The organism is Amycolatopsis sp. NBC_01488 (assembly GCF_036227105.1).
In the GTDB taxonomy this organism is placed as follows: Bacteria; Actinomycetota; Actinomycetes; order Mycobacteriales; family Pseudonocardiaceae; genus Amycolatopsis.
This window is the reverse complement of sequence record NZ_CP109434.1, coordinates 7034667-7050256: the sequence shown is the minus strand read 5'-3', so window position 1 is coordinate 7050256 and position 15590 is coordinate 7034667. Positions and strand designations below refer to the sequence as shown.

At 72.1% G+C, this 15590-nt stretch carries 8 protein-coding genes and 1 pseudogene; 4 read left to right on the top strand and 5 right to left on the bottom strand.

The window, feature by feature from the left end:
* The 4 genes and pseudogenes from OG738_RS33445 to OG738_RS44780 all read right to left on the bottom strand — a co-directional run.
* Positions 1 to 4548 carry a HAMP domain-containing protein gene (locus OG738_RS33445; protein WP_329047096.1) on the bottom strand — a complete coding sequence of 1516 codons (4548 nt, stop codon included), beginning with the start codon at positions 4546 to 4548 and terminating at the stop codon, positions 1 to 3.
* Positions 4549 to 4899: 351 nt separating this feature from the next.
* A complete protein-coding gene (locus tag OG738_RS33440; protein WP_329047095.1) occupies positions 4900 to 5871 on the bottom strand; it encodes a magnesium transporter CorA family protein in 972 nt (323 codons plus the stop codon).
* Positions 5872 to 6322: 451 nt separating this feature from the next.
* Entirely contained in the window at positions 6323 to 8023 is a 1701-nt protein-coding gene (locus OG738_RS33435) for a tetratricopeptide repeat protein (RefSeq protein ID WP_329056916.1), read from the bottom strand.
* Between the two features lie 322 nt (positions 8024 to 8345).
* Positions 8346 to 8525, bottom strand: a pseudogene (locus tag OG738_RS44780) (helix-turn-helix domain-containing protein); the annotation flags it as partial.
* Positions 8526 to 8723: 198 nt separating this feature from the next.
* Here OG738_RS44780 and OG738_RS33430 point away from each other — a divergent pair.
* The 4 genes from OG738_RS33430 to hpaD all read left to right on the top strand — a co-directional run bounded on the left by OG738_RS33430 (position 8724) and on the right by hpaD (position 13708).
* Positions 8724 to 10142, top strand: coding sequence for a fumarylacetoacetate hydrolase family protein (locus OG738_RS33430; protein WP_329047092.1), 1419 nt, complete (start codon positions 8724 to 8726; stop codon positions 10140 to 10142).
* Between the two features lie 73 nt (positions 10143 to 10215).
* Positions 10216 to 11163, top strand: coding sequence for a 4-hydroxy-tetrahydrodipicolinate synthase (gene dapA, locus OG738_RS33425; protein ID WP_329047090.1), 948 nt, complete (start codon positions 10216 to 10218; stop codon positions 11161 to 11163).
* The gene (locus OG738_RS33420; protein ID WP_329047088.1) at positions 11160 to 12668 is read left to right on the top strand and encodes an aldehyde dehydrogenase; all 1509 of its coding nucleotides are present in this window, start codon (positions 11160 to 11162) and stop codon (positions 12666 to 12668) included. Before dapA ends, OG738_RS33420 begins: the two co-directional genes overlap by 4 nt.
* Entirely contained in the window at positions 12665 to 13708 is a 1044-nt protein-coding gene (gene hpaD, locus OG738_RS33415) for a 3,4-dihydroxyphenylacetate 2,3-dioxygenase (protein ID WP_329047086.1), read from the top strand. The genes OG738_RS33420 and hpaD overlap by 4 nt, the downstream gene beginning before the upstream one ends.
* Here the strand turns inward: hpaD and OG738_RS33410 are convergent.
* Positions 13691 to 15577, bottom strand: coding sequence for a S9 family peptidase (locus OG738_RS33410; protein WP_329047084.1), 1887 nt, complete (start codon positions 15575 to 15577; stop codon positions 13691 to 13693). The two genes, hpaD and OG738_RS33410, sit on opposite strands and share 18 nt — an antisense overlap.
* Positions 15578 to 15590 lie beyond the last annotated feature (13 nt).

The window sequence follows — 15590 nt, the reverse complement described above, 5'->3', positions numbered from 1 at the left end:
TCACGCCGTCACGTGCCGCTTGATGCGGGCGATCAGGTCGTCCGCGTCGACCGGCTTCGTCACGTAGTCGGTGGCGCCCGACGCCAGGCTCTTCTCGCGGTCGCCGGGCATCGCCTTCGCCGTCACCGCGACGATCGGGATGCCGGCGTGCTCGGGCATCGCGCGGATCTTCGCCGTCGCGGTGTAGCCGTCCATCTCCGGCATCATCACGTCCATCAGGATCAGGTCGATGCCGGGGTGCGCGGCGACGGTCTCGACGCCCTTGCGGCCGTCCTCGGCGTGCAGCACCTGCATCCCGTGCAGCTCCAGGATCCCGGTGAGCGCGTAGACGTTGCGCGGGTCGTCGTCGACGATCAGCACCGTGCGCCCGGCCAGGGTGGTGTCGACGTCGGCCGCCCGCACCGGCTCGGCCGGCTCGTCCGGGCGGACCAGCGGGAGCACCGCGCCGGGCTCCTCGGCCGACAGGTGCAGCGCGATCCGCTCGCGCAGCTCGTCCAGCCCCGACAGCACTTCCAGCGACTGGACGTCCGCGCGGGACTGCACCAGCTGCTCCAGCTCGCCGTCGAGCCGGCGGCTGTTGTGCGCGAGCACCGGCACCAGCCGCAGCGCGCTGTCGCCCTGCATGGCGTCGAGGAAGCCGAACGCGGTGCGGTCGGGCAGGTCCAGGTCCAGCACGACGCAGTGGTAGGCGTCGGTGGCGAGCGCGGCCGCGGCCTCCTGCGTGCCGACCGCCGTGACGACCTCGACCTCGGCCGGCGAGATGCCGATGTCCCGGCTGTCGGCCAGGTCCGCGGCGGCGCTCTCGGCGACGAGCGTCAGCAGCCCGTGCTGGCGCTCCTCGACGACCAGCAGCCGCCGGTGGGCCCGCGGTGCCGACGTCGTGACGCCGGCACCGGAGTCCCCGGCGGCGAGGGCGGTGCGGGGGTGTTCCCCCGCGGGCAGCGTCGCGAAGTCCGGCCGCGCGACCGGCAGCGAGAACGTGAACGCGCTGCCTTCGCCGGGCGTGCTCTCGGCCGTGATGAAGCCACCGAGGAGCTGGGCGATCTCGCGGCTGATCGACAGGCCGAGCCCGGTGCCGCCGTACTTGCGGCTGGTGGTGCCGTCGGCCTGCTGGAACGCGCCGAAGATCGACTCCAGCTGGTGCTCGGCGATCCCGATGCCGGTGTCGATCACCCGGAACGCGACGGCCGGGCCGTGCACGCGCAGCGGCCGCGGCAGCCGCTCGGGCTCGACCGGCTCGATGTGCAGCTCGATCCCGCCGACCTCGGTGAACTTGACCGCGTTCGACAGCAGGTTGCGCAGCACCTGCCGCAGCCGCGAGTCGTCGGTGAGCAGCTCGGCGGGCGAACCGGGCGCCACGGTGATCCGGAAGTCGAGGTTCCGCTGCGAGGTCATCGGCCGGAACGTCGCCTCGACGTAGTCCAGCAGCCCGCGCAGCGACACCTGCTCCGGGGTGACGTCCATCTTCCCGGCCTCGACCTTCGACAGGTCGAGGATGTCGTTGATCAGCTGCAGCAGGTCCGACCCGGCGGAGTGGATGATCCCGGCGTACTCGACCTGCTTCGCGGTCAGGTTGCGGGTCGGGTTCTGCGCGAGCAGCTGGGCGAGGATCAGCAGGCTGTTGAGCGGGGTGCGCAGCTCGTGGCTCATGTTGGCCAGGAACTCCGACTTGTACTTCGACGCCAGCGTCAGCTGGTGGGCGCGCGCCTCCAGCTCCTGGCGGGCCTGCTCGATCTCGAGGTTCTTCGTCTCGATGTCGCGGTTCTGCGTGACCAGCAGCGCCGCCTTCTCCTCCAGCTCGGCGTTCGACGACTGGAGTTCTTCCTGCCGCGCCTGCAGTTCCTCCGAACGGGCCTGCAGCTCGGCGGTGAGCCGCTGGGACTCGCCGAGCAGCTCGTCGGTGCGGGCGTTGGCGACGATGCTGTTGACGTTGACGCCGATCTGCTCCATCAGCAGCTCGAGGAACGCCCGGTGCACCGCGGTGAAACCGTGCACCGACGCCAGCTCGAGCACGCCGAGGACCTGGTCCTCGACGACGATCGGCAGCACGATCAGGCTGGCCGGCGCGGTGCGGCCGAGCCCGGAGGAGATGGTGGCGTAGCCCGGCGGGACGTCGTCGACCGCGATCGGCCGCCGGCTGCGCGCGGCCTGCCCGACGAGGGACTGCCCGATCCGGAACCGCACCGCCGGGCCGTCGCCGTCGGGGTGGCCGTACGCGCCGACCAGCCGCAGCTCGGGGACCTCGGCGGTGTCGTCGGCCAGGTAGAACGCGCCGAACTGGGCGTTGACCAGCGGGACGAGCTCGTCCATCACCGCGGCCGCGACGACGGCGAGGTCGCGCCGGCCCTGCATCAGCCCGGTGATGGTGGCCAGGTTGGACTTGAGCCAGTCCTGCTCCTGGTTCGCCCGCGTCGTCTCGCGCAGCGACTCGACCATCGAGTTGATGTTGTCCTTCAGCTCGGCGACCTCGCCGGAGGCGTCGACGGTGATCGAGCGGGTCAGGTCGCCCTCGGCGACGGCGCTGGTCACCTCGGCGATCGCGCGGACCTGCCGGGTGAGGTTCCCGGCCAGCTCGTTGACGTTCTCGGTGAGCCGCTTCCAGGTGCCGGACACGCCTTCGACCTCGGCCTGGCCGCCGAGCCGGCCTTCGCTGCCGACCTCGCGCGCCACGCGGGTGACCTCCGCGGCGAACGCCGAGAGCTGGTCGACCATCGTGTTGATCGTGGTCTTGAGTTCCAGGATCTCGCCGCGCGCGTCGACGTCGATCTTGCGCGTCAGGTCGCCCTGCGCGACGGCGGTGGTCACCTGGGCGATGTTGCGGACCTGCCCGGTGAGGTTGTTCGCCATCGAGTTGACGTTGTCGGTGAGGTCCTTCCACGTGCCCGCGACGTTCGGCACGCGGGCCTGGCCGCCGAGCATGCCTTCGGTGCCGACCTCGCGCGCCACGCGCGTGACTTCGTCCGCGAACGCCGACAGCGTGTCGACCATCGTGTTGATCACGTCGGCCAGTGCCGCGACCTCGCCCTTGGCCTCGACGGTGATCTTGCCCGACAGGTCGCCGCGCGCGACGGCCGTCGCGACCTGGGCGATCGAGCGGACCTGGCCGGTCAGGTTGGACGCCATGACGTTGACGTTGTCGGTGAGGTTCTTCCACGTCCCGGAGACGCCGCGGACGGTCGCCTGGCCGCCGAGGTTGCCCTCGGTACCCACCTCCCGGGCGACGCGGGTGACCTCGTCCGCGAACGCGGACAGCTGGTCCACCATCGTGTTGATGGTGTCCTTCAGCTCGAGGATCTCGCCGCGGGCGTCGACCCGGATCTTCTGCGACAGGTCGCCGCGTGCGACGGCCGTGGTGACCTGGGCGATCGAGCGGACCTGCGCGGTGAGGTTGTCGGCCATGACGTTGACCGACTCGGTGAGGTCCTTCCACGTCCCGGAGACGCCCTTGACGTCGGCCTGGCCACCGAGGCGGCCTTCGGTGCCGACCTCACGCGCCACCCGGGTGACCTCGTCCGCGAACGCGGACAGCTGATCCACCATCGTGTTCAGCGTGTCCTTCAGCTCCAGGACCTCGCCGCGGGCGGTCACGTTGATCTTCTGGGACAGGTCGCCCTTGGCCACGGCCGTGGCGACCTGGGCGATGTTGCGGACCTGGTCGGTCAGGTTGCCCGCCATGAAGTTCACCGAGTCGGTGAGGTCGCGCCAGGTGCCGGAGACGCCCTTGACGTCGGCCTGACCGCCCAGCCGGCCCTCGGTGCCGACCTCACGCGCCACGCGGGTCACTTCGTCGGCGAACGACGACAGCTGGTCGACCATCGTGTTGATCGTGCTCTTCAGTTCGAGGATCTCGCCCCGGGCGTCGACGGTGATCTTCTGCGACAGGTCACCCTTCGCCACCGCGGTGGTCACCTGGGCGACGTTGCGGACCTGGTCGGTCAGGTTCCCGGCCATGAAGTTCACCGAGTCGGTGAGGTCGCGCCAGACGCCGCCGACGCCGGGCACCTGCGCCTGCCCGCCGAGGCGGCCTTCGCTGCCGACCTCGCGCGCCACCCGGGTGACCTCGTCCGCGAACGACGACAGCTGGTCCACCATCGTGTTGACGGTGTCCTTCAGCTCCAGGATCTCGCCGCGCGCGTCGACGTCGATCTTCTGCGACAGATCACCCTTCGCGACCGCGGTGGCGACCTGGGCGATGTCGCGGACCTGGGTGGTGAGGTTGCCGGCCATGGCGTTCACCGAGTCGGTGAGGTCCTTCCACGTGCCGGACACGCCGGGGACCTTCGCCTGGCCGCCGAGCTGGCCCTCGCTGCCGACCTCCCGCGCGACGCGGGTGACCTCGGAGGTGAACAGCGACAGCTGGTCGGCCATGCCGTTGAACACGGTGGCGATCTCACCCAGCAGGCCGTCGGCCCCGCCGGGCAGCCGGATGCCGAAGTCGCCGTCGCGGACCGCGGTCAGGCCGGCCAGCAGCCGGCGCAGCTCCTGCTCGCCCGCCTCGCCCACGCCCGAAGCGTCCGCCCCCGCACCCGGGCGCGTCCCCTCGACCATTGCCCCACCCATCCGCCACCCGTTTCTCCGGTTGCCGGCGCGCCCGGCGCCGTCCCGGTGTGCCCACCGGATGGCTCAGCATAGTGCAGCTGCACTATGCTGAGCGGCAACGGTTGAGCAACCAGCCGCGCCCGTACCCGTGCGCGTCCTCCAGGCGGTGCTCGCAAGCCTTTCCTTTCCTGCCAGGCCATTCGGCCGCATTGACCCGTTCGGCTGAACGCCGTCCCGGGGACCGGTGACGTGGGACTCGACCACGTCGCCGCCCCTCGGCGTGCCCGCCGTTGGGCGTCCACAGTGGACACTCCCTTGCGGACACTCCACTGTGGAGTGAATTGTGCGACGAGCCCGGGGTCACAGCCAGTCCTTCTTCTTGAAGAGCCCGTACAGCCCGACCGAGAGCACCAGCATCACGACCGTCGAAACCCAGAACCCGCCGGTCGTGCCGTTGCCCGGGTACGGGACGTTCTGGCCGTAGAACCCGGTCACCGCGGTGGGCACCGCGATCACCGCCGCCCACCCGGTGACCTTCTTCATGATCAGGTTCAGCCGGTCGCTCTGCAGGTTCAGCTGGGTCTCCCGGACCGTCGTGAGGCGTTCGCGCAGCGCCTCGGCGTGGTCGGCGGCCTGCCGCGCGTGGTCGTGGACGTCCTCGAAGTACGGGCGGGTGGTGCCGTCGGCCAGCTTCAGGTCCGGCCGCATCAACGCGCCGACGACGTCGGGCATGGGGCTGACGACCCGGCGCAGCGCGGTCACGTTCCGGCGCGACCGGAACGAGCGCCGCTGCAGCTCCGCGGTGTCCGGCCGGTCGTCGAACACCATGTCCTCCAGCTCCTCGACCTCTTCGTCGAGCGCCTGGACGGCACCGAAGTGGCCGTCGACGACGTGGTCGAGCAGGCCGTGCAGCAGGAAGGGCACCCCGGACTTCGCCAGGTCCGGCGCCTGGTCCCAGCGGCGCGTGACGGCCTCGATGTCGAAGCCGTCGTCCTTGCGGACCGTCACCAGCGCACGGGGCGTGATGAAGACGGCGAGCTCGGAGGTCGTCGTGCGGTCGCTCGCGGAGTCGAACCGGACCGCGTAGGCCGTGAGGAAGGCGTGGCCCTCGTAGCGGTCCAGCTTGGGCCGCTGGTGTTCTTGGACGGCGTCTTCCACGGCGAGCCGATGCAGGTTCAGCTCCCCGGCGAGCTCGGTCAGGTCTGCTTCGGACGGTTCACAGAGGTCGACCCACACGGCGGTGTCCGGTTCGGCCAGGAAGTCGGAAACGTCCGCGACGGGGAAGCCTTCCTTGAGCAGCGTGCCGTCGCGGTAGGCCCGGGTTGAGGTCATGCTGCCGGGTGCCCGGCGGGGGAAGCGTCCACACCCGCGCAACTCGTGGCGAAGCGGGAACTTCGTCGACGTCTTGCTCGCGGAGACCCTGAGCGGGCATCACCCGTGTCTGAAGAGGCATCACGCGTGACTGAGCGGGCATCACCCGTGCGTTTGTAGAGGTCCTTCGTAGAGGTTGTCGCTGTCGCACCGGGACGCGCGCCGCGAAGATCGGCCGTGTCGCCACTCCCGACGAGAAGGGCACCGGTGAGAGCCGCCTGCAGAATGCTTCTCGCCGCGCTCGTCGCGGCGTCCTTCCTCGCCGGGGTGCCCGCCGCCGCGGCCGGAGAACAGACGCACGTCGTTGTCGTGGAGCGGGTCCGCGACACCGTCGCCTTCGCCTGTGCGCGACACGACGACCTGATCGGCTGCGCTCCCGTCCACCGGGCCCGGCCCTACCTGACCGCTGTTGTCACAACCGGTCCAGCTCCGCTCGCACCGCGGCCGCGCGCTCCTCGCCGCCGTACTCCCGCATCAGCTCCAGCGCCTCCGTGAGCACCTCACGCGCCCTGCCGCGATCCTCCCGGCCCAGGTGCGCGCGGCCCAGCTCGGCCAGCGTCATCGCCTCGTACAGCCGGACCCCGGCCTCGCGCCAGAGGTCCGCGCTGCGGCTCAGCTCCTCGACGGCGACGGCGAACCGGCCCAGCTCCCGGTGCACGACGCCGATCCGCATCCGGCCGTACGCCATGCCGCGCACGTCGCCGGTTTCCTCGCCGACGGCCACCGCTTCGGTCGCGTACGCCAGCTCGCGCGAGCGGTCTCCTTGGCGGCCGTACAGGACCGCCAGGTTGACGAGGGTGAGCGTCTCGACGTACCGCAGCCCAAGCGTCCGGTTGAGCGCCAGGCTCCGCTCGCCGAAGTCGATGGCCGTGTCGACGTCGTCGCCGAGGCCGTACACGAAGCAGAGGTTGTTGAGGATGCCCGCCAGCTGACGCTCGTCGCCGATCGCCTCCCACTCCGCGAGGCTGCGGCGGAGGAACGCGTGCGACCGCCGGAAGCCGGCCGCTTCGCCGCCGCTCGCCAGCTCCGCCTCGGCGACCCCGAGGTCGTTGCGCAGCGTCGCGGCCGCGACCGGGTCGACGCCGTCGACCAGCCGCAACGCCACCTCGTCGACCTGGATCGCGTCGCGCCAGCGAGCCCGCGCGCGGTGGTATTCGTACAGGCCGAGCCCGACGGCGGCGATCGCCTCGGGCGGTACCCCGGGCGTCGCGGCGGCCTGCCGGACGACCGTGACGAGGTGCGCCTGGTGCCGGTCGAGCCACGCGAACACCTCCGCCGCCGACGCGGGTCCCGCCGCCCACCGCCCGGCCGCCCAGTCGTGCCGGTGCGAAGCCGCCGACACGAGCGCCATGCTCTGCCACGCCATCGCCGCGCACAGCTCGACGACCCGGGTGATCGCCGCGGCCCGCTCACCCGGCGGCGCCAGCTCGCGGGCGTACAGCCGGAGCAGGTCGTGCAGCCGGTACCAGCCGGGGGCGGGCGTGGTCAGCAGGTGCTCGTCGGTGAGCCGCTCCAGCAGCTCCTCCGTCTCGCGTTCCGGCGCGTCGAGCAGGCGGCTCGCGACGGGCACCGACAACTCCGTGACATCCAGCAGCGACAGCAGCGGGTACGCACGGGCCGCCGGGTCGTCCAAAGCCCCGACGGCGAGCGCGAAACTGGCCCGGACACCCGTTTCGCCGAGGCGGCGGCGCTCGTCGTCGAGCCGGTGCGCGAGGTGGTCGACGGGCCAGCGCGGCCGGGTCGCCAACCGCGCGCCGACCAGGTGCAGCGCCAGCGGCAGGTATCCGCACAGGCGCGCCACCTTCCGCGCGGCGGTGGGCTCGGCCGCGACGCGCTCGGCCCCGATCTCGGCCGCGAGCAGGCGCAGCGCGTCCGCTTCGGGCAAGACGTCGAGCAGGACCTGGTGCGCCTGCGGCAGCTCCGTCAGCGCAGCCCGGCTGGTGACGATCGCCGCCGACCCGCCGGCGCCGGGCAGCAGCGGCGCGACGTGCGCGGCATCGCGGGCGTTGTCGAGCAGGAGCAGCACGCGCTTCGACGCGAGCAGCGTCCGGAAGCGGGCCGACGCGGCGTCGAGCGACCACGGCTTCGGCGGCTCGCCCCCGAGCTCGCGGATGAGCCGGTCGAGCAGGTCCAGCGGGTCGGGCGGATCGGCCGCGTGCCCACGCAGGTCGAGGTGCAGCGAGCCGTCGGGGAAGCGCCGCGCGAGCCGGTGCCCGGCTTCGAGGGGCGAGCGCGGTCTTGCCGACGCCCGCCATCCCGGCGATGGCGACCACGACGCCCTGGCGCGGTTCGCCGAACAACCCGAGCACGCGCTCGAGTTCGACGTCCCGGCCGGTGAACACGGCCAACCCGCCGGGCAGCTCGCGCGGGACGACCGCCGGGCTCGCCGGGCTCCCGGGCCGGGCGGCCGCGGCGGTGAATCCCGCGCGGTCGTCGCCGGTCAGGCCGAGGGCGTCGGCAAGCCGCTCGAGGGTTTCGCGGTGCGGATAGCGGCGGTCCCCGCGTTCGAGCGCGCCGACGGCCTGGGCACTGAGCCCGGACTTCTCGGCGAGCCCTTCCTGCGTCAGCCCCGCGGCGCGCCGGAGACGGCGCAGCCCCGCCCCGAAGGAATCCATCCCCGCCCTCCTCCCCGGAGGAGGATCACACGCCGCGGTGGGCGGGCGCCAGCAGCCGAGCCTCTCGCCGTCGAAGATCGTCGGGGCCGCGCCGCGGCGGCAACAAGGCTGCACTACCGAGACCGAGAGGGGTTTCCCCAGGCCGCAGATCGTATATTATTTGCGATACCTTCCCGAACCGGCAGGCAGGAACCACCGATGACCAGCATCGCGCGGCCCGGCAAGATCATCGCGCTGCACCTGAACTACCGCTCCCGCGCCGCCCAGCGCGGCCGGGTCCCGGAGCAGCCGTCGTACTTCCTCAAGCCGCCGACGTCCGTCGCCGCGAGCGGGGCCGCCCTCGAACGGCCGGCGGGCACCGAGCTGCTGGCCTTCGAAGGCGAGATCGCGCTGGTCATCGGCCGGACCGCCCGCCGCGTCACGCCGGAGACGGGGTGGTCGTACGTCGGCGGGGTCACCGCGGCCAACGACTTCGGCGTGTACGACCTGCGCTACGCCGACAAGGGCAGCAACCTGCGCTCGAAGGGCGGCGACGGCTTCACCCCGCTCGGCCCCGCGGTGCTGCCCGCCGCCGAGGTCGACCCGGCCGGGCTGCGGCTGCGGACGTGGCTCAACGGCGAGCTGGTCCAGGAGGACACCACCGATGACCTGCTCTTCGGCTTCGGCCGGCTGATCGCCGACCTCTCCCAGCTGATCACCCTCGACGCCGGCGACGTCGTCCTGACCGGCACGCCCGCGGGCGCGTCGGTCGCCATCCCCGGCGACGTCGTCGAGGTCGAGGTCGACGCGGCCGGGCGCACCACCGGCCGCCTGGTCACGCCGATCACCGAGGGCACCGTCCCGTTCGGACCGTACGGCGCACTCCCCCGCGTCGACGAGCAGCAGCGGGCGGACGCGTACGGAGCGTCCACAGCGGACTTCGCACTGACCGCGGAACTCCGGGAACGCATCGAGTCCGTCGGCACTGCAACGCTTTCCGCACAGCTGCGCACGCGCGGGTACGACGCGGTGTCGATCGACGGGCTCACTTCGACCCGGCCGGGCACCCGATTGACCGGCCGCGCGCGGACCCTGCGCTACCTGCCCTACCGCGAAGACCTGTTCAAGGAGCACGGCGGCGGCTACAACGCGCAGAAACGCGCGATCGACAGCCTCGGCCCCGGCGACGTGCTCGTCATGGAAGCCCGCGGGGAACGCGGAACCGGCACGGTCGGCGACATCCTCGCGCTGCGGGCGCAGGTGCGCGGCGCCGCCGGGATCGTCACCGACGGCGGGGTCCGCGACCTGGCCGCGGTGTCCGCTTTGGACATTCCCACCTACCACGCGGGGCCGCACCCGGCGGTGCTCGGCCGCCGGCACGTGCCGTGGGACGTCGACGTCGCGATCGCCTGCGGCGGCGCGGCCGTGTGCCCCGGCGACGTGATCGTGGGCGACTCCGACGGCGTCCTGGTCATCCCGCCCCTCCTGGTCGAGGCGGTCGTCGACGCGGCGATCGAGCAGGAGCTGCGGGAGACGTTCATCGCCGAGCAGGTCGCCGCGGGCGAGCGCGTCGAAGGCCTCTATCCGATGGACGAGCACTGGCGGGGGAGGTACGCCGGATGGCTCGCGAGGCGGTGAATGGTGCCGCGCCGGGTGAGTCGCGGATCGTCTCGTTGTCTACCGCCACCTTTGACGCCTGGAAGGGACTCTCATGCGTTTCCGCTCCGATCCTCAGGTCATCCGCGGGTCGATCGCGGCGCTGGTGACGCCGTTCACCGCCGCTGGGGTCGTCGACCTCGACGGCTTGGCGAACCTGGTGCGCTGGCAGCTCGCTGCGGGTAGCCACGGCATCTCGATCGGCGGTTCCACGGGCGAGCCGGGTTCGCAGTCCGTTGCCGAGCGGGCGGAGGTGATCCGGACGGTGGCCGCGGAGGTCGGCGACCGCGTTCCGATCGTTGCGGGGACCGGGTCGGCGAAGCTCGAGGAGACCGTGGAGTTGACGGGCGCCGCGCGGGACGCGGGGATCGACGCTGCGCTGGTGGTCACGCCGTATTATGCGCGGCCGACGCAGGAGGCGTTGTTCGTCTGGTACCGCACGGTGTGCCGGGAGTTCCCGGACCTGCCGATCGTTGCCTACAACGTGCCGAGCCGGACCGCGGTCGATCTTGCGCCGGAGACGGTCGCGCGGCTGTTCCGTTCGTGCGGCAACTTCGTCGGGATCAAGGAGACGACGAAGGATTTCGAGCACTTCTCCCGGGTGCTGCAGTTGTGCGGCCGGGAGTTGCTGGTGTGGTCGGGGGTGGAGCTGCTCTGTCTGCCGCTGCTGGCTTTGGGGGGTGCCGGGTTCGTCAGCGCGACGGCCAACATCGCGCCGGGGGCGTGCGCCGAGATGTACACCGCCTGGCAGGCGGGCGACCACGAACGTGCCCGGGAGATCCACTACGGCCTGCACCCGCTGGTCGACCTGCTGGTCGTCGAGACCAATCCCGCGCCCGGCAAGTGGGTGCTGCAGCAGCGCGGGCTGATCGCGTCCGGGCAGGTGCGGCCGCCGCTGATCACCCCGACCGAGGCCGGGATCGCCCGGATCCGGGATTTCCTGGCGGAAGGCGAGAAGTATCTTTCGCCGGTCGACGGCTTCACCGTGGAGGGGACGGCATGACCCACTACGTGCCGGAGGGACTGCCGGGCGAGCTGAGGCACTACATCGGCGGCGAGCTCGTCGGCAGCGTCTCCGGTAAGACGTTCGACGTGCTGGACCCGGTGTCCAACACGCCCTACGTGACCGCGGCGGCGGGGCAGGCGGCGGACGTCGACCGGGCGGTCGCGGCGGCGCGCACGGCGTTCACCGACGGGCCGTGGCCGCGGATGCTGCCGCGGGCACGGGCGCGGGTGCTGAACAGGATCGCTGATGCTGTCGAAGCGCAGGACCGGCGGCTCGCCGAGCTGGAGACGTTCGACACCGGCCTGCCGATCACCCAGGCGCTCGGGCAGGCGCACCGCGCCGCCGAGAACTTCCGGTTCTTCGCCGACCTCGTCGTCGCGCAGGCCGACGACACCTACCGGGTGCCGGGGCGGCAGGTGAACTACGTGCACCGCAAGCCGGTCGGCGTCGCCGGGCTGATCACGCCGTGGAACACCCCGTTCATGCTGGAGAGCTGGAAGCTCGCGCCGGCGCTGGCTTCGGGCTGCACGGTCGTGCTCAAACCGGCCGAGTTCACGCCGCTGTCGGCGGGCCTGTGGGCCGGGATCTTCGCCGGCGCGGGCCTGCCGGAGGGCGTGTTCAACCTGGTCAACGGCGTCGGGGAGGAGGCGGGTGACGCGCTGGTCAAGCACCCGCACGTCCCGCTGATCTCGTTCACGGGCGAGACCACGACCGGGCAGACGATCTACCGCAACTGCGCCGCCGGGCTGAAGGGCATGTCGATGGAGCTGGGCGGCAAGTCCCCGGCGATCGTGTTCGCCGACGCCGATCTCGACGCCGCCCTCGACTCGACGCTTTTCGGTGTGTTCTCCCTCAACGGTGAGCGGTGCACCGCCGGCAGCCGGATCCTCGTCGAGCGGCCGGTCTACGACGAGTTCTGCGCCCGCTACGCCGAGCGCGCGGCGAACATCGTCGTCGGGGATCCGCACGACCCGGGCACCGAGGTCGGCGCGCTGGTCCACCCCGAGCACTACGCGAAGGTGCTGAGCTACGTCGAGCTGGGCAAGTCCGAAGGCCGCCTGCTCGCCGGTGGCGGCCGTCCGCCCGGGTTGCCCACCGGCAACTACCTGGCGCCGACGGTGTTCGCCGATGTCCCGTCGTCCGCGCGGATCTTCCAGGAGGAGATCTTCGGGCCGGTCGTCGCGCTGACGCCGTTCGACACCGAGGCCGAAGCCCTGGCCCTGGCCAACGCCGTCAAGTACGGCCTGGCCGCCTACCTCTGGACGGCGAACCTGCAGCGCGCGCACACCTTCGCGCAGTCGGTCGACGCCGGGATGGTCTGGCTGAACTCGCACAACGTCCGCGACCTGCGGACGCCGTTCGGCGGGGTCAAGGCCTCCGGCCTCGGTCACGAGGGTGGCTACCGGTCGCTCGACTTCTACACCCACCAGCAGGCGATCCACGTCTCGCTCGGGCCGGTGCACCCGCCCCGCTTCGGCACCGTCTGGAAGGGACAATCATGACCGCCGCCCCGCCGGACGTCCTCCGCTGCGCCTACGCCGAACTGGTCGTCACCGACCTGGCGGCGTCGCGCGCGTTCTACGTCGACGTGCTCGGACTCGTGGTCACCCACGAAGATGCGCAAACGCTGTACCTGCGGGCCTTCGAGGAGTACCTGCACCATTCGCTGATCCTGCGCACCGGACCGGCACCCGCACTGGCCGTGCTCGCCTACCGCGTGCGGAACGCGACCGACCTCGACCTCGCGCAGGCCTACTACCGCGAACTCGGCTGCCCCGTCGAGCGCCGTCCGGCGGGTGCCACACGCGGCATCGGCGACGCGGTACGCGTCATCGACCCGCTGGGATTCCCGGTGGAGTTCTTCCACGACGCCGAGCACGTCGAGCGGTTCACGCAGCGCTACGACCTCCACGGCGCCGGCGCACTGTCGCGGTTGGACCACTTCAACCTCGACACCCCGGACGTCGCGGCGGCCCGGACATACTACCAAGGCCTGGGTTTCCGCGTGTCCGAGGACATCCAGGACGCCGACGGCACGCTCTACGCCGCCTGGATGTTCCGCAAACCGACGGTGCACGACGTCGCCCTGACCGGCGGCGACGGACCGCGGCTGCACCACATCGCGTTCGCGTCACACGAACGGCACCAGATCCTGCACATCTGCGATCACCTCGGCGCACTGCGCCAACCCGCCACGATCGAGCGCGGCCCGGGCCGGCACGGTGTGTCGAACGCGTTCTACCTCTACCTCCGGGACCCCGACGGGCACCGCATCGAGATCTACACCCACGACTACTACACCGGCGACCCGGACAACCCCGTGATCACCTGGGACGTGCACAACCCCCAACGCCGCGACTGGTGGGGCAACCCCGTAGTGCCAAGCTGGTACACCGACGCGTCGGCCGTGCTCGGCCTTTCCGGTTCGGTGACACCCGTCGTCACCCGAGCTCAGCCGCAGGAGACCGACATCACCATCGGCGCAGACGGGTTCTCCTGCACCCCCGGGAACACGGAATTCAAACTAGGCGAGCAGGTGTGAGAACCAGTCGCGCGTGCGGTGCAGGACGTCGATCTGGTGCGCGCGTTCGCGGATCGAGTGGTTCTCGCGCGGGTAGACGACGAAGTCGTGGTGTTTTCCGCTGAGCGCCCGGTGCAGGAGTTCGGCCTGCGAGAGCGGGACGTTGGTGTCGTCTTCGCCGTGCAGGATCAGGACCGGCGTGCGGATCTTCGCCGCGTGGGTGAGGGGGCTGTTCGCCCGGCCGCCGAGCGCGGCTTCGAACCGGGTGTGCTCACCGGTGGCCGCGAGCAGCGGCCAGTCGGTGACGCCCGCCCCGACGACGGCCGCGGCGAAGCGGTCGGTCTGCGTGACGGCCCAGGCGGCGAAGAACCCGCCGTGGCTCCAGCCGCCGATCCCGAGCCGGTGTTCGTCCGCGACGCCGTCGTGCACCAGCAGGTCGATCCCGGTGAGGACGTCGGTGAACTCCGCGCCGCCGACGTCCCCGGCGACGCTGGCGGCGAAGGCGTGACCGTGGCCGAGACCGCCGCGCGCGTTCGGGAGGAACACCGCGAAGCCGGCGGCGGCGAGCCACTGGCCCGAGGGGTACCAGCCGAGGTGGAAGCGGTCGGCGTACCGGTCGTGCGGGCCGCCGTGGACGAGGGTGACCAGCGGGAACGGGCCGTCGCTCGCCGTCCTGCCCGGCGGGAGGACGAGGAGGCCGTCGAGGTCGAGGCCGTCGGCGGCTCGGTAGTTCAGCCGGTGCTGGGTGCCCCACTGGTGGTTCGGGGCAGTTCGGCCGACGCGGACCAGTGCGTGCGGTGGTCCGGCGTGGACCTCGTCTGGCTCGGTGCCGGTGCTCCGGACCAGGGCGACGGTTTCGCCGTCGCGGCTCGCGGTCAGGGCGGTGCCCTGGACTCCGGCGACCTCGGTGAACGTGGCGTCGAGGCGGCGGATGATCGTGTCCAGGCCGTCGGCGAACAGGACGAGGGGCAGGCCGCCGTCGACCTGGACGAGTTCGGTCGGGCAGCTCGAGAGGCCCGCGGTGAGGTTCTCGGCGCCGTCGAAGATCGCGGTGCCGCCGACCAGGCCGGGCGGGGTCAGGCCGAGGTAGGCGAGGTGCCAGCCGGTGCCGTCGTGCCACCAGACCGGGGAGGACGCTTCCACGGCCGGGGCGGCGAGGTCGCGGGTCTCCCCGGTGGCGGGATCGACGAGGTGCAGGCCGGGTTCGAAGACACCGGGTTCACGGTCGGCGCAGGACCAGGTGATGACGGCGAGGGCGGTGCCGTCCGGCCGGACGGCGACTTCCCGGACGTGGCGGTCACCGAGGTCGCCGAGCGGGCTGACGGCCGAAGTGCGGAGGTCGAGCCGCCACAGCCGGTCGGGGCGGGCCTGCGTGTCCCAGACGCGCGACGAGCCCGGCGGATCGGGACGGCCCTCGGGTTCTCCGGACGGCCGCGGGCTCCCATCCCCGCCCGGCCGGACCATCCGGACCCGGGGGTCGCCCGCCTGATCCTCCGGATCCGGCGCGATCACCACGACCGACTCCGCCCCCGGCAGCGGCGCGAACCCGCTGACTCCGGCGGCCCCGGTCAGCCGCTCGGGCTCACCGCCGTGCAGGCCGACGCGGTACAGCTGCGCGGTTCCCCTCCGAGCGCGATCCGACCGGAAGAACACCGAACCGGAGTCCGCGGCCCACCGCGGCGAGTGGTTCTCCGCCGCACCCGCCGCCAGCTCCCGAGGGGCCGCACTCCCGTCCGCCGGTGCGAGCCACAACCCGGTGACCGGGAACTCGCCCACCCGGCCCACCGGCGCCGTCACGTAAGCGACCCACCGGCCGTCCGGAGAGATCCGCGGCTCGCGCGGCACCACCCGGTCCACCACGGCTTCCGCCGTCAGCTCCCCCACGTCCATGGGGCCAGTCTGC

Coding starts and splice junctions, on each gene's coding strand:
- OG738_RS33410 (WP_329047084.1), bottom strand. CDS start 15,577: ATGGACGTGGGGGAGCTGACGGCGGAAGCCGTGGTGGACCGGGTGGTG.
- OG738_RS33440 (WP_329047095.1), bottom strand. CDS start 5,871: ATGACCTCAACCCGGGCCTACCGCGACGGCACGCTGCTCAAGGAAGGC.
- hpaD (WP_329047086.1), top strand. CDS start 12,665: ATGACCGCCGCCCCGCCGGACGTCCTCCGCTGCGCCTACGCCGAACTG.
- OG738_RS33420 (WP_329047088.1), top strand. CDS start 11,160: ATGACCCACTACGTGCCGGAGGGACTGCCGGGCGAGCTGAGGCACTAC.
- OG738_RS33445 (WP_329047096.1), bottom strand. CDS start 4,548: ATGGTCGAGGGGACGCGCCCGGGTGCGGGGGCGGACGCTTCGGGCGTG.
- OG738_RS33430 (WP_329047092.1), top strand. CDS start 8,724: ATGACCAGCATCGCGCGGCCCGGCAAGATCATCGCGCTGCACCTGAAC.
- dapA (WP_329047090.1), top strand. CDS start 10,216: ATGCGTTTCCGCTCCGATCCTCAGGTCATCCGCGGGTCGATCGCGGCG.